This window comes from Streptomyces lichenis, assembly GCF_023218175.1.
Taxonomy (GTDB): Bacteria; Actinomycetota; Actinomycetes; order Streptomycetales; family Streptomycetaceae; genus Streptomyces; species Streptomyces lichenis.
Map to the genome: position 1 here is coordinate 54,918 of NZ_JALPTH010000003.1, position 19,396 is coordinate 74,313.

The following is a 19,396-nucleotide window of genomic DNA, read 5'->3' on the forward strand; positions in this document are numbered from 1 at the left end:
TCGCGGTCCACGGGAAGATCTCCCATCGGAGAGTCCCTGGACCGCGGGCGTCCGGCCGTACCCGCACCGTGCGAACCTCACCGGCTTTCCGGCACGGCACAGCTCGGCACGGCGCCAACACGGCACCAGGATCGAGGGAGTACGCAGATGGCCCTCGCCCCGGGCACGCGCTGGCCGGGGCCTCGAACACAACGAGCTGGAATACGTCCACGCCGTCAAGGCCAGGTCTTCTGGTTCGCGCTGCCCTCCCCGTACAACCGGTCGAGCCGGGATGTGGAGATCACCGGCGGGGAGATCGTCGGCCTGCCGACCGGTCTGAAGGCCGTGGGGTACGGGGTGTTCGACCTCCGGGACATGGGCGGCACTCCGCTCATAGCCATCGAGGGGGCGCCTCCTCCGGTCTGCGTTACAGCCAGCTCGTCGGGTGCGGGCTGGTGCTGCGCCTGGAGAAGTGACGGCAGGTGTTGGCCCGGGGGCGCCGTTTCCGCGCCGGTCGTACGAGGCGTTACGGGCCCTACAACCCCGGCCCCGCCAGGCCGGCGAGCACGCCGTAGGCGAGCGGGAGGGCGTAGGCGGCGAGCGCGAGCCTGGCCGAGCGCGAGCGGAGCTGCTCCAGCAGGGCGGCGGTGAGGATGCCGAAGACCGCCGCGAAGAGGACGGTGTCGGAGCTGTCCAGGGCGTCCCAGCCGTGGGCGGCCAGGGTGGTGAAGACCATGGCGGCGGCGAAGAAACCGGCCGCCGAGAGGGCCTCGTCCTTGCCGAGCACCGGGCGGGCGTCCGGATCGGCCTCCCGCGGACCGCCCCGCCCCGACCCGCTGCGCAGGCCCTGCCGCAGCAGGGCGGTCAGGACGGCGAGATCCAGCACCGTCGCGATGACGAACGAGACCTTGAAGAACATTTCCACGGTGGCACTCCTCCGGCTCCTCTCCCCCGGATCGTAAGGACGACGCCGTGGGGTGCGGGGTTGCCCACGTGCCCAGCGTCACGTCACCGGCGCCCGCCGGGCCATGGACAGCGTCGACAACCGGCCGGTAACTTGTATGGCTGACTGAGCAAGCGCTTAGACATGGCCGTGAGCGACGAGCCGTGACCGACCGGTACCAAGGAGGCCGTCCGTGCGCCGGACCGTATTCAACGAGGACCACGAGGCGTTCCGGGAGACCATCCGGGACTTCATCGAGACCGAGGTCGTCCCCGTCTACGACGACTGGTTCGCCGCCGGGCAGGCGCCGCGCGACTTCTACCTCAAGCTCGGCGAGCTGGGCCTGTTCGGCATCAACGTGCCGGAGGAGTTCGGCGGCGCCGGGCTGGACACCCACAAGTTCGAGGCCGTGCTCTACGAGGAGACCGCCCGCGCGGGCGTGCAGTTCGGCGGGTCCGGGGTGCATGTGCTGCTGGCGCTGCCGTACCTCAAGATGCTCGCCGACGACGAGCAGAAGAAGCGCTTCCTGCCGAAGTTCACCACCGGCGAGGAGATGTGGGCGCTGGCGATGACCGAGCCGGGCACCGGCTCCGACCTCGCGGGCATGAAGACCACCGCCAAGCTCTCCGAGGACGGCACCCACTACCTGCTCAACGGCGCCAAGACCTTCATCACCGGCGGTGTCCACGCCGACCGGGTCATCGTCTGCGCCCGGACCGCCGCGCCCACCGCCGAGGACCGCCGCTTCGGCATCTCGCTGTTCGCGGTGGACGCCACGTCCGCCGGGTACTCCATCGGCCGCAAGCTGGACAAGCTGGGCCTGCGCACCTCCGACACCGCCGAGCTGGCGTTCGTCGATGTGAAGGTGCCGGCCGAGGACCTGCTCGGCGAGGAGAACAAGGGCTTCTCCTACCTCGGCCGGAACCTCCCCTCCGAGCGCTGGGGCATCGCCTTCGGCGCGTACGCGCAGGCCAAGGCGGCCGTCCGGTTCGCCCAGCAGTACGTCACCGAGCGCACCGTGTTCGGCAAGACGGTGGCCTCCTTCCAGAACACCAAGTTCGAGCTGGCCGCCTGCCAGGCCGAGGTGGACGCCGCCGAGGCGGTCGCCGACCGCGCCCTGGAGGCCCTGGACGCGGGCGAGCTGAGCGCCGCCGAGGCCGCCTCCGCCAAGCTGTTCACCACCGAGGTCGCCCACCGGGTGATCGACCGCTGCCTCCAGCTGCACGGCGGCTACGGCTATATGAACGAGTACCCGATCGCCCGTCTGTACGCGGACAACCGGGTCAACCGCATCTACGGCGGCACCAGCGAGGTCATGAAGTCGATCATCGCCAAGTCGATGGGGCTGTAGGGCCACCGATGTCCGATCCGGGGCCGGGGCCGGAAGCACTGGAGGAACTGCTGGACCTGCTCGATCTGGAGCGGGTCGAGCAGGACATCTTCCGCGGCCGGTCCCGGTCGGCGATCATCCCCCGGGTCTTCGGCGGGCAGGTCGCCGCCCAGGCGCTGGTCGCCGCGGGCCGGACCGTGCCCGCCGACCGGGCGGCCCACTCGCTGCACTCCTACTTCCTGCGCACCGGCGACCCGGACGCGCCGATCGTCTACACCGTGGACCGCATCCGGGACGGCCGCTCCTTCACTACCCGCCGGGTGGTCGCCGTCCAGCACGGCCGCCCGATCTTCCACCTCTCCGCCTCCTTCCAGGCGTACGAGGAGGGCATGGAGCACCAGTCCGCCATGCCCGCCGCCCCGGACCCGGAGACCCTGCCCACCGCCGCCGAGCTGCTGCCCCGGTACGCGGACGCCTTCGCCGGGCCGGACATCGTGGACCGGCTGCTGGAGGCGCGGGCCGCGGTGGACCTGCGGTATGTGCACGAGCCGCCGTTCGCCACCGCGGGCACCCCGCGCGAGCCGCGCTCCCAGGTGTGGTTCAGGGCGGCGGGGAAGCTCACCGACGATCCGCTGCTGCATGTCTGCCTGGCCACGTACGTCTCCGACATGACGCTGCTGGACTCGGTGCTGCTGGCGCACGGGCGCGGCGGCTGGACCGTCGGCGACGTGGTGGGGGCGTCGCTGGACCACGCGATGTGGTTCCACCGCCCGTTCCGGGCCGACGAGTGGCTGCTGTACGACCAGGAGTCGCCGTCCTCCTCCGGCGGGCGCGGCCTCGGCCAGGCCCGGATCTGGACGCAGGACGGCCGCCTGGCGATCTCCGTCATCCAGGAGGGTGTCGTCCGCGTACCGAGGTGAGGCCTCGGTACGCCGTGTGCACTGACGCCCGCCGATGCCTTTTGCGCCGACGACCCGGCGACGCCGTTTGCGCCGGGGTGACGCGGACACTCGTGGCCGGGTGAGCCGAGACGCGAGCCCGGGAGGTAGCGGCGACATGGGTGACGACGGGTACGGGAGCGGGGGCGGGAACGCCGGAGTGCGGCGGGCCGCGCTGGTCGGGGCGGCGAGCGGGTTGCGCAGCCAGGCGGGACTGGCCGGGGTGGCGCTGACCGCCCGTCCGGACGATCCGGCCGGATCGCTGCTCGCCCACCGGTGGGGCCGGATCGGCGCGGTGGTGGCCGCGGTCGGCGAGGCGGTGGGCGACAAGCTGCCGCGGACACCGAGCAGGCTGAGCCCCCAGGGGCTCCTCCCCCGGCTGCTGCTGGGCGGGGTGACCGGCTGGGCGCTGGCGGCGCGGGAGCAGACCCGGGCCGAGGACGGCGGGACGCACGAGGAGGCGTACCAGTACGCGGCCGACGGCGAGGAGCTCACCCGCTCGGCCCCGGACGCCGGCCCGGCGCTGATCGGCGCGGCGGTGGGCGTGGCGGCAGCGGCGGCGGCCTCGTTCGCCGGGGCGCGCTGGCGGCGGATCGCCGCCGGTCGGAACTGGCCGGACTGGCCGTTCGCGCTGGTGGAGGACGCGGTGACGGCGGCGGTGGTGTACGCGGCGGTGGGTCGGCCGGACGGCCGGCGGGAGGCCGGGGCGGGTGACCCCTGGCGCGAGGAGACGCTGTACGAGGGCTCGTACGCCGCCCGCGAGGTGGACGCGGACGTCCGCCCGGACGCGTACCACCAGCCGGGCGGCTGACCCTCAGCCCGTGAGTCCGGCCGCGTCCAGCAGGTAGGCGGCGAGCGGCTCGTAGTGGCGCGGGTCGGGGACGTTGTCGTCCAGCGGGATGGCGACCTGGAGCGTGCCCTCGGCCTCGCCCAGGAAGAGGGCGGGGTCGTTGCAGTCGGCGTAGCCGAGGGAGTCGACGCCCCGCTGGGCGGCGCGTCCGGCCCAGCCGTGGTCGGCGACCACCAGGTCCGGCGGGGTCTCCAGGTGGTCCAGGATGGCGTTCATCGGCTCGGGCGAGTGGGTGTGCCAGAGGCTGGCCCCGCGCCCGAAGACGGCCACATCGGCGAACTGCACCACGTACCCCTCGTCGGCGGTGAGCCCGCCGGGGATGCGGACGATGTCGCAGCCCGCGGCCCGCAGCGCGGCGGCGGTGGAGCTGTGCAGGTCCAGCAGGGCGCCGGGGTGCCCGGTGGCGAACAGCACCCGCTGCCGGTCCTCGGCGGCCTTGGCGAGCCGGGCGGCCATCCGGTCGAGCCCGGCCACGGTCAGCTCCGGGTCGATGGTGTCCTGGCCCACCCGGTGGGTCGGGTCGTCGTTCACCCCGCACCGCTCGGCCATCACCGCGAGCACGTCCTGCTCGTCGGTCCAGCGGTCGCCCAGTTCCAGCCCCAGCCAGTAGTGGCGGTCGCCGTTGGCCAGCTTGCGGTAGTGGGAGAGGTTGTTGTCGCGCGGCGTGGCGACGTTCCCGGCGATCCGGCTGCGGACGAGGTGGTCGAGGAGGGCGGCGCGGCTGGGTATGGACATGGCCCCATTGTGCCGCCCGCCACGCGCCGTGGCCGAACCGTTCCGCCCGGTGGACGGGCCGGTGCCCGCCGGATCCGGTCCGGTCCGCGCGCCACCCGACACCTGCCCCTGACCCGGAGCACTCCCGCCCTACTCCCCCAGCGCCCCCAGCGTCCCGTGCGCCAGGCGCCGCAGCAGGGCCTCCATCTCGCCGCGGCCGAGCGGGCCGATGTGCGGGGTGGAGTTGAGCAGGCCGAAGACGGCGTGCACGGCGGCCCGGATCTCCGGTTCGGGCGGGGCGGGGTAGAGCTCGCGGACCACGGCGACCCACACCTCCACGTACTGCCGCTGGAGCTGGCGGACCCTGCGCCGGTCGGCGTCCCGGAGGCGGTCCAGCTCGCGGTCGTGCAGGGTGATCAGGGGGCGGTCGTCGAGGGCGAAGTCGACATGGCCGTCGATGAGCGCGCCGAGCAGCGCCTCGGGGTCTCCGGCCGCCTCCGCGACCCGCTGCCGTCCGCCGTCGAGGAGGCGTTCGCTGATGCCGACCAGCAGCTCGGCGAGCATGGCGTCCTTGCCGGGGAAGTGCCGGTACAGCCCGGGGCCGCTGATGCCGACCGCCGCCCCTATCTCGTCCACGCCGACGCCGTGGAAGCCGCGCTCGGCGAAGAGGCGGGCGGCCTCGCGCAGGATCTGCTCGCGGCGGGTGGGGGCGTCGGTCCTGGTGGTCATGGGGAGATTCTAGACAGCGGCGTTAGCGCTCGTTAACCTGAGCGCGGAGTTAACGTTAACTAACACCGGTCGGTAACCGGCAGGGCCGGGGCAGGCGCACGGGCAAGGGGGCTCGACACGATGCGACAGGCAGCGGCGGCGACCGGACGGGCGCCGGGCACGGGCTCGTCCCAGGCGCCCGTCCTCGGCAGCGCGGCGGACCCGGGCTCGGCCGCCTGGGCGGCGAACGAGGCGGCCCACCGGGAGCTCGCGGACGAGCTGCGGGGCAGGCTGGCGGCGGCCCGGCTGGGCGGCGGCGAGCGGGCCCGGGCCCGGCACACCGCGCGCGGCAAACTGCTGCCGCGCGACCGGGTGGACACCCTGCTGGACCCCGGCTCGCCGTTCCTGGAGCTGGCGCCGCTGGCGGCCAACGGGCTGTACGACGACCAGGCCCCGGCCGCCGGGGTGATCGCGGGCATCGGCCGGGTCTCCGGCCGCGAGGTGGTGGTGGTCGCCAACGACGCCACCGTCAAGGGCGGCACCTACTACCCGATGACCGTCAAGAAGCATCTGCGCGCCCAGGAGGTGGCGCTGGAGAACCGCCTCCCGTGTGTGTACCTGGTCGACTCGGGCGGGGCGTTCCTGCCCAAGCAGGACGAGGTCTTCCCGGACCGGGAGCACTTCGGGCGGATCTTCTACAACCAGGCCCGGATGTCCGGCGCGGGCATCCCGCAGATCGCGGCCGTGCTCGGCTCCTGCACCGCCGGTGGGGCGTATGTCCCGGCGATGAGCGACGAGGCGGTCATCGTCCGGAACCAGGGCACCATCTTCCTGGGCGGCCCGCCGCTGGTGAAGGCGGCCACCGGTGAGGTGGTCACCGCCGAGCAGCTGGGCGGCGGCGAGGTGCACTCGCGGATCTCCGGGGTGACCGACCACCTCGCCGAGGACGACGCCCACGCGCTGCGGATCGTCCGGAACATCGTGGCCACCCTGCCGGGCCGCGGTCCGCTGCCCTGGGCGGTGGAGCCGGTGGAGCCGCCGGCGGTGGATCCGGCCGGGCTGTACGGGGCGGTGCCGGTGGACTCCCGCACCCCCTATGACGCCCGCGAGATCATCGCCCGGGTCGTGGACGGCTCGCGCTTCCAGGAGTTCAAGGCCGAGTTCGGGCAGACCCTGGTCACCGGCTTCGCCCGGATCCACGGCCACCCGGTCGGGATCATCGCCAACAACGGCATCCTCTTCGCCGAGTCCGCGCAGAAGGGCGCGCACTTCATCGAGCTGTGCGACCAGCGCGGCATCCCGCTCCTCTTCCTCCAGAACATCTCCGGCTTCATGGTCGGCAAGGACTACGAGCACGGCGGGATCGCCAAGCACGGCGCCAAGATGGTCACCGCCGTCGCCTGCGCCCGGGTGCCGAAGCTGACCGTGGTGGTCGGCGGCTCCTATGGCGCGGGCAACTACTCGATGTGCGGCCGGACATACTCCCCCCGCTTCCTGTGGATGTGGCCGAACGCCAAGATCTCCGTGATGGGCGGCGAGCAGGCCGCCTCCGTCCTCGCCACCGTCAAGCGCGACCAGCTCGGCGACGAGTGGAGCGCGGAGGACGAGGAGGGCTTCAAGGCTCCCATCCGCGCCCAGTACGAGGAGCAGGGCAGCGCCTACTACGCCACCGCCCGGCTCTGGGACGACGGGGTGATCGACCCGCTGGAGACCCGGCAGGTGCTGGGCCTGGCCCTGACCGCCTGCGCCAACGCCCCGCTCGGGGACGCCGGCTTCGGCGTCTTCCGGATGTGAGGCGGCCATGACCAATCACAAGAAGCCATGACCAATTCAACTGCGAGGACGGGCATGTTCGACACGGTCCTGGTCGCCAACCGCGGCGAGATCGCCGTCCGGGTGATCCGCACCCTGCGGGCGCTCGGCATCCGCTCGGTGGCGGTGTTCAGCGACGCCGACGCGGACGCCCGGCACGTACGGGAGGCCGACACCGCGGTACGGATCGGGCCGCCGCCCGCCGGGGAGAGCTATCTGCGGGCCGACCGGCTGCTGGCGGCCGCCGCCGCGACCGGTGCCCAGGCCGTCCACCCGGGGTACGGCTTCCTGGCCGAGAACGCCGCCTTCGCGCGGGCCTGCGAGGAGGCCGGGCTGGTCTTCATCGGGCCGCCCGCCGACGCCATCGCGCTGATGGGCGACAAGATCCGCGCCAAGGAGACCGTGGAGGCCGCCGGGGTCCCGGTGGTGCCCGGCTCCTCCGGCAGCGGGCTGAGCGACGCCGAACTGGCCGCCGCCGCCCGGGAGATCGGTATGCCCGTGCTGCTGAAGCCCTCGGCGGGCGGCGGCGGCAAGGGCATGCGGCTGGTACGCGAGGAGGCCGCGCTCGCGGACGAGATCGCCGCCGCCCGGCGCGAGGCCCGGGCCTCCTTCGGCGATGACACCCTGCTGGTGGAGCGGTGGATCGACCGCCCCCGGCACATCGAGATCCAGGTGCTGGCCGACGGCCACGGCAACGTCATCCACCTCGGTGAGCGCGAGTGCTCGCTCCAGCGCCGCCACCAGAAGATCATCGAGGAGGCGCCCTCGGTCCTGCTGGACGAGGAGACCCGGGCGGCGATGGGCGAGGCGGCCGTGCAGGCGGCCCGCTCCTGTGGCTACCGGGGCGCGGGCACAGTGGAGTTCATCGTCCCGGGCACCGACCCTTCCGCGTACTACTTCATGGAGATGAACACCCGGCTCCAGGTGGAGCACCCGGTGACCGAGCTGGTCACCGGCGTGGACCTGGTCGAGTGGCAGCTGCGGGTGGCCGCCGGGGAGAAGCTCGGCCTGGGCCAGCAGGACGTCCGGCTCACCGGCCACTCCATCGAGGCCCGGCTCTGCGCCGAGGACCCGTCCCGCGGCTTCCTACCCTCCGGCGGCACGGTCCTGGCCCTCGCCGAGCCCTCCGGCGACGGCGTCCGCACCGACTCCGGGCTGAGCGAGGGCACCGAGGTCTCCAGCCTCTACGACCCGATGCTCGCCAAGGTCATCGTGCACGCCGCCGACCGGCCCTCCGCGCTGCGCAGACTGCGGGCCGCGCTGGCGGACACGGTCACCCTCGGCGTACCGACCAACGCCGGTTTCCTGCGGCGGCTGCTGGCCCACCCGGACGTGGTCTCCGGCGACCTGGACACCGGTCTGGTGGAGCGGGAGGCCGACGGGCTGGTGCCGGACGGGGTGCCGGACGCGGTGTACGAGGCGGCCGCGGCGGTACGCGAGGAGGCACTGCGCCCCGAGCCGGACGCGGGCGGCTGGACGGACCCGTTCTCGGTCCCGAGCGGCTGGCGCCTCGGCGGCGAGGCCGCGCCGGTCACCCACTGGCTGCGGGTGCCCGGTCTCGACCCGGTGGCCCACCGCTCCCGCGCCCGCACCGCCCGGGTCACCCCGGACGCGGTGACGGTCGAGGTCGACGGGGTCACCCACACCTTCCACCGGGCGGGCGGCTGGCTCGGCCGGGACGGCGACAGCTGGCATGTCACGGACCACGACCCGGTGGCCGCCTCGCTGGGCGCGAGCGCGCACGCGGGCGCCGACTCGCTGACCGCGCCCATGCCGGGCACGGTCACCGTGGTGAAGGTCGCCGTGGGCGACGAGGTCACCGCCGGGCAGGGGCTGCTGGTGGTGGAGGCGATGAAGATGGAGCACGTCATCTCCGCCCCGCACGACGGCACGGTCGCCGAGCTGGACGTCACCCCGGGCACGGCGGTCGCCATGGACCAGGTGCTGGCGGTGGTGATGCCCCACACGGCGGCCGACGACGGCGCCGCCGGGACCGGCGAGGGAGCCGGGGGCGCCCAGGAGGCCGCCGGGGACCCCGTAGCCCCGAGGCCCGCCGTACCGACCGGCCAGGAGGCGACCCGATGAGCACTCCCCCGACGGCCGCCCTCCCCATGGTGGTCCGCGACCCCGCCCTCCCCGCCCGGGTGCGGATCCACGAGGTGGGCGCCCGGGACGGCCTCCAGAACGAGCAGGCCCAGGTCCCCACCGAGGTCAAGGCCGAGTTCGTCACCCGGCTGGCCGCCGCCGGGCTGACCACCATCGAGGCGACCAGCTTCGTCCACCCCAAGTGGGTGCCCCAACTGGCCGACGCCGAGGAGCTGTTCCCCCGGGTGCGGGACGCGCTGCCCGGGATACGGCTGCCGGTGCTGGTGCCCAACGAGCGCGGCCTGGACCGGGCGCTGGCGCTGGGCGCCCGGGAGGTGGCGGTGTTCGCCAGCGCCACCGAGTCCTTCGCCAAGGCCAACCTCAACCGCACCGTGGACGAGGCGCTCGCCATGTTCGCCCCGGTGGTCACCCGGGCCGTGGAGCACGGCCTGACCGTGCGCGGCTATCTCTCGATGTGCTTCGGCGACCCCTGGGAGGGCGCCGTCCCGGTCGAGCAGGTGGTGGCCGTCTGCCGGCGGCTGGCCGAGATGGGCTGCGACGAGCTGAGCCTCGGCGACACCATCGGCACGGCCACCCCGGGCCATGTCTCCGCCCTGCTCACCGCGCTGGACGAGGCGGGGATAGGCAGCCGCCGGCTCGCCGTGCACTTCCATGACACCTACGGGCAGGCGCTCGCCAACACGCTGACCGCGCTGCGGCACGGGGTGACCACGGTGGATGCCTCGGCCGGCGGGCTCGGCGGCTGCCCGTACGCGAAGTCCGCCACCGGCAACCTCGCCACCGAAGACCTCGTGTGGATGCTGAACGGCCTCGGCATCGAGACCGGGGTCGACCTCGGCCTGCTCACCGCCACCAGCGCGTGGATGGCCGGACACCTGGGGCGGCCCAGCCCCTCCCGCACCGTCCGCGCCCTCACCGGCGCGGCCTCCCACAAGGAGTCCTGATCACCATGTCCCTGGACCACCGGCTCTCCGCCGAGCACGAGGAACTGCGGCGCACCGTCGAGGAGTTCGCCCACGAGGTGGTGGCGCCCAAGATCGGCGACTTCTACGAGCGGCACGAGTTCCCGTACGAGATCGTCCGGGAGATGGGGCGGATGGGCCTGTTCGGGCTGCCCTTCCCGGAGGAGTACGGCGGCATGGGCGGTGACTACCTGGCGCTCGGCATCGCCCTGGAGGAGCTGGCCCGGGTGGACTCCTCGGTGGCCATCACCCTGGAGGCGGGGGTCTCGCTGGGTGCGATGCCGGTCTACCGGTTCGGCACCGAGGAGCAGAAGCGCGAGTGGCTGCCCCGGCTCTGCTCGGGCGAGCTGCTGGGCGCGTTCGGGCTGACCGAGCCGGAGTGCGGCTCGGACGCGGGCGGCACCCGCACCACCGCCGTACGGGACGGCGACGAGTGGGTGATCAACGGCTCCAAGTGCTTCATCACCAACTCGGGCACCGACATCACCGGCCTGGTCACGGTCACCGCCGTCACCGGCCGCAAGGAGGACGGCCGCCCGCTGATCTCCTCGATCATCGTGCCCTCCGGCACCCCCGGCTTCACGGTGGCCGCCCCGTACTCCAAGGTCGGCTGGAACGCCTCGGACACCCGGGAGCTGTCCTTCGCCGACGTCCGGGTGCCCGTGGCCAACCTGCTGGGCGAGGAGGGCCGGGGCTACGCCCAGTTCCTGCGCATCCTGGACGAGGGCCGGATCGCCATCTCGGCGCTGGCCACCGGCCTCGCCCAGGGCTGTGTGGACGAGTCGGTGAAGTACGCCCGGGAGCGCCGGGCCTTCGGCCGCCCGATCGGTGACAACCAGGCCATCCAGTTCAAGATCGCCGACATGGAGATGCGGGCGCACATGGCCCGGGTGGGCTGGCGGGACGCGGCCTCCCGGCTGGTCAGCGGGGAGCCGTTCAAGAAGGAGGCGGCGGTGGCCAAGCTGTACTCCTCCACGGTCGCGGTGGACAACGCCCGGGAGGCCACCCAGATCCACGGCGGCTACGGCTTCATGAACGAGTACCCGGTGGCCCGGATGTGGCGGGACTCCAAGATCTTGGAGATCGGCGAGGGCACCAGCGAGGTGCAGCGGATGCTGATCGCCCGCGAACTCGGCCTGAGCGCCGCCTGACCCGGCCCCTCCCGCGAGCCCGCCGCCCGATCCCGGGGCGGCGGGCTCACGGCGTGTACGGAGCCGGGAGCCCGGGTGGCGGCGGTCCCGGCCGCCCCGGCATGGAAGGTGTCGTGAGGTTAGGCTAACCTGACCGCCGACCTGCCCGCCGGCCGGATTCCGGCCGTACGAAAGCGACTCCACCATGACGACCGGCAACGACCGCGCCTCTCACCTCACCCGTCGCGGACTGCTCGCCGCGGGCGGCGCCCTCGGGCTCGGCGCCGCTCTGGTCGCGTGCGGCGGCGGCAAGGAGGACAAGGGCGCGAACGGCAAGGCCTCCGGCCCGTGGAAGTTCACCGACGACCGCGAGAAGACCGTGGAGACGAAGACGGTCCCGAAGAACATCGTCGCCTTCGTCGGCACCGCCGCCGCGCTGCACGACTACGGCGTCGAGGTGAAGGGCGTCTTCGGCCCGACCACCGTCAAGGACCCCAAGACCAAGCAGGTCAAGCCCGATGTGCAGGCCGGCGACCTGGACGTCGACAAGCTGACCGTCATCGGCAACGCCTACAACGAGTTCGACATCGAGAAGTACCTGAAGCTGGAGCCCGAGCTGCTGGTCTCCGCGATGTGGCTGCCCGGCAAGCTCTGGTACGTCCCGGACACCTCCCACGACAAGATCTCCAAGCTGGCGCCGACGGTGGCCCTGGAGGCTTCCAAGACCACCATGGCCAAGGCCGTCCGGCGCCACGCCGAGCTGGCCGGGTCGCTGGGCGCGGACCTGAAGAGCAAGAAGGTCACCGACGCCAAGGCCCGGTTCGAGAAGGCCTCCGCCCGGCTGCGCGCCGCGGCCAAGTCCCGCCCCGAGATCAGGGTGCTGGTCGGTTCCGCCAGCGCCGAGCTGTTCTATGTCTCGCTCGCCTCGACCTCCGCCGACACCGCCTACTACGAGGAGCTGGGCGTCAAGTTCGTCAAGCCCAAGGTGGACCAGGCGGGCTTCTTCGAGAGCCTCAGCTGGGAGAACGTCGACACCTACCAGGCCGACGTGATCATCATGGACAACCGCACCTCGGCCATCCAGCCCGCCGACCTGACGTCCAAGCCGACCTGGGCCCGGCTGCCCGCGGTCAAGGCCGGCCAGGTGTACCCGCGGGTCACCGAGCCGATCTTCTCCTACGACAAGTGCGCCACCATCCTGGACGACCTCGCGGCGGCGATCGAGAACGCGAAGAAGGTGGCCTGACCCCCATGGCGACCACGGCGGCCACCGCCCCGTTCACCTTCTTCTCCCTGCGGGTGGCCCGGACCCGGCGGCTCGGTCCGTCGCTGGTCCGCGTCACCTTCACCGGGGCCGCCGAGGACGGCCTGGGCGCCTTCGCCTCGGGCGGGTGCGACCAGAGCGTGTCGCTGTTCCTGCCCGCCTCGGGGCGGGACGAGCCGGGGCTGCCGGAGTTCACCACCGGCGAGGACCCTCCGGTCCTCGCCGGCTGGCGGGCCCTGCCTGACGACGAGCGCGCGGTGATGCGCTCGTACACCGTGCGCGAGCAGCGCAGGGGCCCGGACGAGCTGGACATCGACTTCGCCGTGCACGAGGACGGCGGCCCCGCCTGCCGCTGGGCCCTGGCCGCGGCCGAGGGCGACCGCGCGGTGGTGCTCGGCCCGGCGGTCGCGGACAACACCGCGGTGCGGTTCCGGCTCCCCGAGGACGCCGACGAGGTGCTGATCTGGGGCGACGAGACGGCACTGCCCGCCGCCTCGGCCATCCTGGGGGCGCTGCCCGCGGGGATACGGGCCCGGGTCTGGCTGGCGGTGCCGTGCGCGGCCGACCGGCTGGAGCCCGCCACCGCCGCGGACGCCGAGGTCGTCTGGCTGGTCCGCGAGGAGGGCGCCCCGTCCGCCGTCGAGGCGGTGCGGGCCGCCGAGTTGACGGGGGCGCGGCCGTACGCCTGGATCGCCGGCGAGTCCGGCTCCGTCAAGGCGCTCCGCCGCCATCTGGTGGGCGAGCGCGGCATCGACCGGCGCCGGGTCACCTTCGTCGGCTACTGGCGGCGGGGCCTGACCGAGGACGCCCTGCGCTCGGCCCCGGCGGAGCCGGACACCTACTAGAACGCGCGGGACACGGGCGGGATCGGCCACCGGGCCTCCCGCCCGTCCGCGCACCCGGGCCCGTCCCCGTACGCGCATCCGCTTCCCATGTCCCGTACGCCATCGCAACGCACCGCCCCGGCACAACCCTCCATCGCGCCTTTGCGAGCCCTACCAGGCCTTCACAACTCCCGCACCAGGCACCGTCATTGCTGAGTTGCTTACGTAAATTAGGTTAGGCTAACCTCACTTACGAAGCCGCCCTTCCCCATGCCCCCTGCCCCGGGAGGACCATTCCCATGCGCTCGCACCTGCTCAATGACGTGACGGCGGAGCAGTACCGGCGTTCCGTCACGGAAGGAGTCGAGCGAGTGGCGCACAGACTCGCCACCACCCGCAGGCCGTTCAGCGGCGCCACCCCCGACGCGCTCGCGCCGCGGATCTCGGCGGTCGACCTCGACCGGCCGCTCGGCGACTCCTCCGCCGCGTTGGACGAGCTGAGCGGGCTCTACCTGGACGACGCGGTCTACTTCCACCACCCGCGCTACCTCGCCCATCTCAACTGCCCGGTGGTCATCCCCGCCGTGGTCGGCGAGGCGGTGCTGTCCGCCGTCAACTCCTCGCTGGACACCTGGGACCAGAGCACCGGCGGCACCCTCATCGAGCGCCGGCTGATCGAGTGGACCGCCGACCGGGCCGGGCTGGGACCGGCCGCCGACGGGGTGTTCACCTCCGGCGGCTCGCAGTCCAACCTCCAGGCGCTGCTGCTCGCCCGGGAGGAGGCCAAGTATGACGACCCGGCCCAACTCCGCGTCTTCACCTCCGAGTCCAGCCACTTCAGCGTGGAGAAGTCCGCCAAACTGCTGGGCCTGCCCGCCCGTTCGGTGGTGTCCCTGCCCACCGACCGCGAGCGGCGGATGCAGACCGTCTGGCTCGCCGCCGAGCTGGAGCGCTGCGCCGCCGAGGGGCTGGTGCCGATGGCCGTGGTCGCCACCGCCGGCACCACCGACTTCGGCTCCATCGACCCGCTGCCGGAGATCGCCGAACTCGCCGCCCGCCACGGCGCCTGGATGCATGTGGACGCCGCCTACGGCTGCGGGCTGCTCGCCTCCCCCACCCGGCGCCACCTGCTCGACGGCATCGAGCGGGCCGACTCGGTGACCGTGGACTACCACAAGTCCTTCTTCCAGCCCGTCAGTTCCTCCGCGCTGCTGGTCCGCGACACCGCCACCCTGCGGCACGCCACCCACCACGCCGAATACCTCAACCCCCGTCGGGCGGTGGCCGAGCGGATACCCAACCAGGTCGACAAGTCGCTCCAGACCACCCGCCGCTTCGACGCCCTCAAGCTGTGGATGACCCTGCGGGTGATGGGCGCCGACGGGGTCGGGCAGCTCTTCGACGAGGTCTGCGAGCTGGCCTCGGCCGGCTTCGCACTGCTCGCCGCCGACCCGCGCTACGACGTGGTGGTCAGCCCCGCCCTCTCCACCCTGGTCTTCCGCTACATCCCGGCCGACGCCACCGGTCCCCACGCGATCGACCGGGCCAATCTGCACGCCCGCAAGGCGCTGTTCGCCTCCGGGGACGCGGTGGTAGCCGGCACCTCGGTGGACGGCCGCCAGTACCTGAAGTTCACCCTCCTCAATCCCGAGACCACCGCCGAGGACATCGCCGCCGTTCTCGACCTGATCGCCGACCACGCCGAGCAGTACCTGGGAGAGAACCTTGTCCATGCCTCCTGAGCCCCGCGAACCGCTGGACTTCATCGGAATCGGACTGGGCCCGTTCAACCTCGGGCTGGCCTGCCTCACCGAGCCCATCGAGGAGCTGGACGGCGTCTTCCTGGAGTCCAAGCCGGACTTCGAGTGGCACTCCGGGATGTTCCTGGACGGCGCCCACCTCCAGACCCCGTTCCTGTCGGACCTGGTCACCCTGGCCGACCCGACCTCCCCGTACTCCTTCCTCCAGTACCTCAAGGAGAAGGGCCGGCTCTACTCGTTCTACATCCGCGAGAACTTCTATCCGCTGCGCACCGAGTACAACGACTACTGCCGCTGGGCGGCGGCCCGGCTCTCCTCCCTCCGCTTCAACACCACCGTTGTATCGGTGGAGTTCGAGGAGGCGGAGGAGGTGTACGCGGTGCGGACGGCCGACGGCCGGACGCTGCGGGCCCGCCGGCTGGTGCTGGGCACCGGCACCCCGCCGTACGTCCCGGAGGCCTGCGAAGGGCTGGACGGCGACCTGATCCACAACTCGCGCTATCTGCACAGCCGCGAGGAGCTGCTGAAGAAGGAGACCATCACCCTGGTCGGCAGCGGCCAGAGCGCCGCCGAGATCTACCAGGACCTGCTGTCCGAGATCGATGTGCACGGCTACCGGCTCAACTGGGTCACCCGCTCCCCCCGCTTCTTCCCCCTCGAATACACCAAGCTGACGCTGGAGATGACCTCCCCGGAGTACGTGGACTACTTCCACGCTCTGCCCGAGGAGACCCGCTACCGGCTGGAGGCCCAGCAGAAGGGGCTGTTCAAGGGGATCGACGGCGAGCTGGTCGACGCCATCTTCGACCTGCTCTACCAGAAGAACGTGGCCGGCCCGGTCCCCACCCGGCTGCTCACCAACACCGCGCTGACCGGCGCCTCCTACAAGGACGGCAGCTACACCCTTGCCCTGCGCCAGGAGGAGCAGGGCAAGGACTTCACCATCGAGACCGACGGGCTGATCCTGGCCACCGGCTACCGGTACGCGGTGCCCCGCTTCCTGGCCCCGGTCCGCGACCGCATCCGCTGGGACGGCCAGGGGCGCTACGACGTGGCCCGCAACTACTCCATCGACACCACCGGACGCGGGATCTTCCTCCAGAACGCCGGGGTGCACACCCACTCCGTCACCAGCCCCGACCTGGGCATGGGCGCCTACCGCAACGCCTACATCATCCGGGAGCTGCTCGGCCGCGAGCACTACCCGGTGGAGAAGTCCATCGCCTTCCAGGAGTTCGGCATATGAGCACCCCCGACATCCCCGAGAGCAGCCGCTCCCCCGCCCCGGCCCCCGAGGCGTTCGCCTTCCGCCCGGTCGACCCGGCCGCCGACGGCGAGCTGCTGCACCGCTGGGTCAGCCACCCCAAGGCGGCCTACTGGATGATGCGGGACCTGAGGCGGGAGGACGTGGAGCGCGAGTACGCCGCCATCGCCGCGCACCCGCACCATGACGCCTTCGTCGGGGAGCTGGCCGGGCGGCCCGCGTTCCTGATGGAGCGGTACGACCCGAGGTACGTGGAGCTGGTCGGGCTGTACGAGCCCGAGCCGGGCGACGTCGGGATGCACTTCCTGGTCCCGCCCGCCGAGACCCCGGTGCACGGCTACACCCGGGCGGTGATCACCGCCGTGATGCGGGAGCTGTTCGCCGACCCGGACACCGTACGGGTGGTGGTGGAGCCGGACGTACGGAACGCGGCCGTCCACGCCCTCAACGCGGCGGTCGGCTTCGAGACCGTGCGGGAGATCGCCAAACCCGAGAAGGACGCTCTGTTGAGCGTATGCACCAGAAAGCAGTTCGAGGACGCCGTGGGAGCCGCCCGATGACGATCACCGAGACGACCCTGACCAGCACCCATCAAGGCGTGCCCGCCCCCGAGGACGCGGTCGCCCATCTCACCCCCGAGCGCTGGGCGCGCGCCAACCGGCTGCTGGTCCGCAAGGCGCTGGCCGAGTTCAGCCATGAGCGGCTGCTCACCCCCGAGCCGCTGGGGGACGGCCGCTACCGGGTGACCAGCGACGACGGGACGGTGGAGTACCGCTTCGCCGCCGACCGCTACGCCCTGGACCACTGGCAGGTGCGCGCCGAGTCGATCACCCGGCACCGAGGCGGGGAGGAACTGGAGGTGGACGCCCTCCAGTTCACCACCGAGCTGCGCGGCTCTCTGGGGTTGAGCGAGCAGATCCTGCCGGTCTATCTGGAGGAGATCTCCTCCACCCTCTCCGGTACGGCGTACAAGTCCACCAAGCCGCGGATCAGCGCCGCCGAGCTGGCCAAGGCGGACTTCCAGTCGATCGAGACCGGGATGACCGAGGGCCACCCCTGCTTCGTCGCCAACAACGGGCGCCTGGGCTTCGGCATCGGCGAATACCACGCCTACGCCCCGGAGGCGGCCCGTCCGCTGCGGCTGCTCTGGCTGGCCGCCCGCCGCGACCGCACCGCCTTCACCGGCGGCGAGGGCGTCGACTACGAGACCTTCATCCGGGCCGAGCTGGGCGACGCGACCGTGGACGGCTTCGCCGCGACCCTCGCCGCCCAGGGCCTGGACCTCGCCGACTACCTGCTGATCCCGGTGCACCCCTGGCAGTGGTGGAACAAGCTCGCGGTCACCTTCGCCGCCGAGGTCGCCCGGCGGCGGCTGGTGCCGCTCGGCGAGGGGCGGGACCGCTATCTGGCGCAGCAGTCCATCCGTACCTTCTTCAACGCCACCGACCCCGCCAAGCACTACGTCAAGACCGCCCTGTCCGTCATCAACATGGGCTTCATGCGCGGTCTGTCCGCCGCGTACATGGCGGCCACCCCGCTGATCAACGACTGGCTGGCGGACCTCATCGAGCGGGACGACGTCCTCACCGCCGCCCGCTTCTCGATCATCCGGGAGCGCGCCGCCGTCGGCTACCGGCATCTGGAGTACGAGGCCGCCACCGACCGCTATTCGCCCTACCGCAAGATGCTGGCCGCGCTCTGGCGGGAGAGCCCGGTGCCGACCCTGGCCGAGGGCCAGCGCCTCGCCACCATGGCCTCCCTCCTCCACACCGACGAGGACGGCGCCTCCCTGGCCGCCGCGCTCGTCATCGAGTCGGGGCTGAGCCCCACCGCGTGGCTGCGCCGCTATCTGGACGCCTATCTGCTGCCGATCCTGCACACCTTCTACGCCTACGACCTGGTGTGGATGCCCCATGGCGAGAACGTCATCCTGGTCGTGGAGGACGGCGCGGTGGTGCGGGCGGTCTTCAAGGACATCGCCGAGGAGATCGCGGTGATGGACCCGGACGCCGACCTTCCCCCCGAGGTCCGGCGCATCCGCGTCGAAGTCCCCGAGGACACCAGACTCCTCTCCATCTTCACCGACGTCTTCGACTGCTTCTTCCGCTTCCTCTCCGCCACCCTGGCCGACGAGGGCCTGCTCTCGGAGGAGGACTTCTGGCGCACGGTGGCCGAGACGGTCCGCGACTACCAGGCCTCCCGGCCGGAGCTGGCGGAGAAGTTCGGGCGCTATGACCTGTTCGCGCCCGAGTTCCGGCTGTCCTGCCTCAACCGGCTCCAACTGCGGAACAACGAGCAGATGGTGGACCTGGCCGACCCGGCCGGCGCCCTCCAGTTCGTCGGCACCCTGAAGAACCCCCTGGCCCCCCACCGCCCGAAATAGGGGCATTCATTCCCCGGGTCCAGACCAATAAGCCCCTCCCAACGCCCATCCCTGCCCGAATCCGGGCAGGGATGTTGCGCGAAGCGACTCACGGCCCTCAGTATCTACGGGTGCTCGAACGCCGCCCGTCGCATGACGACCTCGTCGACCACCTGGTGCGCAGCACCGCGCTGCGGCGCGGTGAGGCCTCCCGGGTGGTGCTCGACGTGCTGGCGTACTTCGACGAGACGACCGAGGAGTTCGTCCGCCGCCGCCACCGCGAACTGCAGGCGGGCGGCGCGGTGAACGCCACGATCTTCGAGCGCATCGCGGCCGAGCTGCCGCACCGCGCCGTGGCGCCGCCGGGGCTCTCGCTCCGCCAGCTGCGCCGCATCGTCTACGGCTGACCCGGCCGCCCCGCCCCGTCGAACAGGCGGGGGCGGCCCCGGG

The 19,396-nt window shown here is 72.4% G+C and carries 17 protein-coding genes; 14 read left to right on the forward strand and 3 right to left on the reverse strand.

Going from position 1 to position 19,396, the window contains the following annotated elements; all coding sequences use genetic code 11:
- Positions 1-514: 514 nt before the first annotated feature.
- On the reverse strand, positions 515-904 hold the full coding sequence (locus tag M1O15_RS03845) for a hypothetical protein (RefSeq protein WP_248631743.1): 390 nt from the start codon (positions 902-904) through the stop codon (positions 515-517).
- Between the two features lie 211 nt (positions 905-1,115).
- Between M1O15_RS03845 and M1O15_RS03850 the strand changes: the two genes are divergently transcribed.
- The 3 genes from M1O15_RS03850 (at position 1,116) to M1O15_RS03860 (ending at position 4,001) form a co-directional block, all read left to right on the forward strand.
- On the forward strand, positions 1,116-2,273 hold the full coding sequence (locus tag M1O15_RS03850) for an acyl-CoA dehydrogenase family protein (RefSeq protein ID WP_248631744.1): 1,158 nt from the start codon (positions 1,116-1,118) through the stop codon (positions 2,271-2,273).
- Between the two features lie 8 nt (positions 2,274-2,281).
- Positions 2,282-3,172: an acyl-CoA thioesterase II gene (gene tesB, locus M1O15_RS03855; protein ID WP_248631745.1), complete on the forward strand. Its 891-nt coding sequence runs from the start codon at positions 2,282-2,284 to the stop codon at positions 3,170-3,172.
- A 136-nt stretch (positions 3,173-3,308) separates the two neighbouring features.
- The gene (locus M1O15_RS03860) at positions 3,309-4,001 is read left to right on the forward strand and encodes a hypothetical protein (protein WP_248631746.1); all 693 of its coding nucleotides are present in this window, start codon (positions 3,309-3,311) and stop codon (positions 3,999-4,001) included.
- A gap of 3 nt (positions 4,002-4,004) precedes the next feature.
- Here M1O15_RS03860 and M1O15_RS03865 read toward each other — a convergent pair whose 3' ends face one another.
- Positions 4,005-4,775, reverse strand: a complete 771-nt coding sequence (locus M1O15_RS03865) for a phosphatase (RefSeq protein WP_248631747.1) — start codon at positions 4,773-4,775, stop codon at positions 4,005-4,007.
- Positions 4,776-4,904: 129 nt separating this feature from the next.
- A complete protein-coding gene (locus M1O15_RS03870; protein WP_248631748.1) occupies positions 4,905-5,483 on the reverse strand; it encodes an SACE_7040 family transcriptional regulator in 579 nt (192 codons plus the stop codon).
- Positions 5,484-5,603: 120 nt separating this feature from the next.
- Here M1O15_RS03870 and M1O15_RS03875 point away from each other — a divergent pair, with 120 nt between their 5' ends.
- The 11 genes from M1O15_RS03875 to M1O15_RS03925 all read left to right on the forward strand — a co-directional run bounded on the left by M1O15_RS03875 (position 5,604) and on the right by M1O15_RS03925 (position 19,353).
- On the forward strand, positions 5,604-7,256 hold the full coding sequence (locus M1O15_RS03875; RefSeq protein WP_248631749.1) for a carboxyl transferase domain-containing protein: 1,653 nt from the start codon (positions 5,604-5,606) through the stop codon (positions 7,254-7,256).
- Between the two features lie 54 nt (positions 7,257-7,310).
- On the forward strand, positions 7,311-9,359 hold the full coding sequence (locus tag M1O15_RS03880; protein WP_248631985.1) for an acetyl-CoA carboxylase biotin carboxylase subunit: 2,049 nt from the start codon (positions 7,311-7,313) through the stop codon (positions 9,357-9,359).
- Positions 9,356-10,324 carry a hydroxymethylglutaryl-CoA lyase gene (locus M1O15_RS03885; RefSeq protein ID WP_248631750.1) on the forward strand — a complete coding sequence of 323 codons (969 nt, stop codon included), beginning with the start codon at positions 9,356-9,358 and terminating at the stop codon, positions 10,322-10,324. Before M1O15_RS03880 ends, M1O15_RS03885 begins: the two co-directional genes overlap by 4 nt.
- 5 nt (positions 10,325-10,329) lie before the next feature.
- A complete protein-coding gene (locus M1O15_RS03890) occupies positions 10,330-11,493 on the forward strand; it encodes an acyl-CoA dehydrogenase family protein (protein ID WP_248631751.1) in 1,164 nt (387 codons plus the stop codon).
- 184 nt (positions 11,494-11,677) lie between these two features.
- On the forward strand, positions 11,678-12,718 hold the full coding sequence (locus tag M1O15_RS03895) for an ABC transporter substrate-binding protein (protein ID WP_248631752.1): 1,041 nt from the start codon (positions 11,678-11,680) through the stop codon (positions 12,716-12,718).
- Between the two features lie 5 nt (positions 12,719-12,723).
- Entirely contained in the window at positions 12,724-13,581 is an 858-nt protein-coding gene (locus tag M1O15_RS03900) for a siderophore-interacting protein (RefSeq protein WP_248631753.1), read from the forward strand.
- 278 nt (positions 13,582-13,859) lie between these two features.
- Complete coding sequence (locus M1O15_RS03905) at positions 13,860-15,302, forward strand: pyridoxal phosphate-dependent decarboxylase family protein (RefSeq protein ID WP_248631754.1); 1,443 nt, start codon at positions 13,860-13,862, stop codon at positions 15,300-15,302.
- Positions 15,292-16,566 carry a lysine N(6)-hydroxylase/L-ornithine N(5)-oxygenase family protein gene (locus tag M1O15_RS03910; RefSeq protein ID WP_248631755.1) on the forward strand — a complete coding sequence of 425 codons (1,275 nt, stop codon included), beginning with the start codon at positions 15,292-15,294 and terminating at the stop codon, positions 16,564-16,566. The genes M1O15_RS03905 and M1O15_RS03910 overlap by 11 nt, the downstream gene beginning before the upstream one ends.
- Entirely contained in the window at positions 16,563-17,144 is a 582-nt protein-coding gene (locus M1O15_RS03915; RefSeq protein ID WP_248631756.1) for a GNAT family N-acetyltransferase, read from the forward strand. Before M1O15_RS03910 ends, M1O15_RS03915 begins: the two co-directional genes overlap by 4 nt.
- Positions 17,141-18,967, forward strand: coding sequence for an IucA/IucC family protein (locus tag M1O15_RS03920; protein WP_248631757.1), 1,827 nt, complete (start codon positions 17,141-17,143; stop codon positions 18,965-18,967). Before M1O15_RS03915 ends, M1O15_RS03920 begins: the two co-directional genes overlap by 4 nt.
- A 110-nt stretch (positions 18,968-19,077) precedes the next feature.
- Entirely contained in the window at positions 19,078-19,353 is a 276-nt protein-coding gene (locus tag M1O15_RS03925) for a hypothetical protein (RefSeq protein WP_248631758.1), read from the forward strand.
- Positions 19,354-19,396 lie beyond the last annotated feature (43 nt).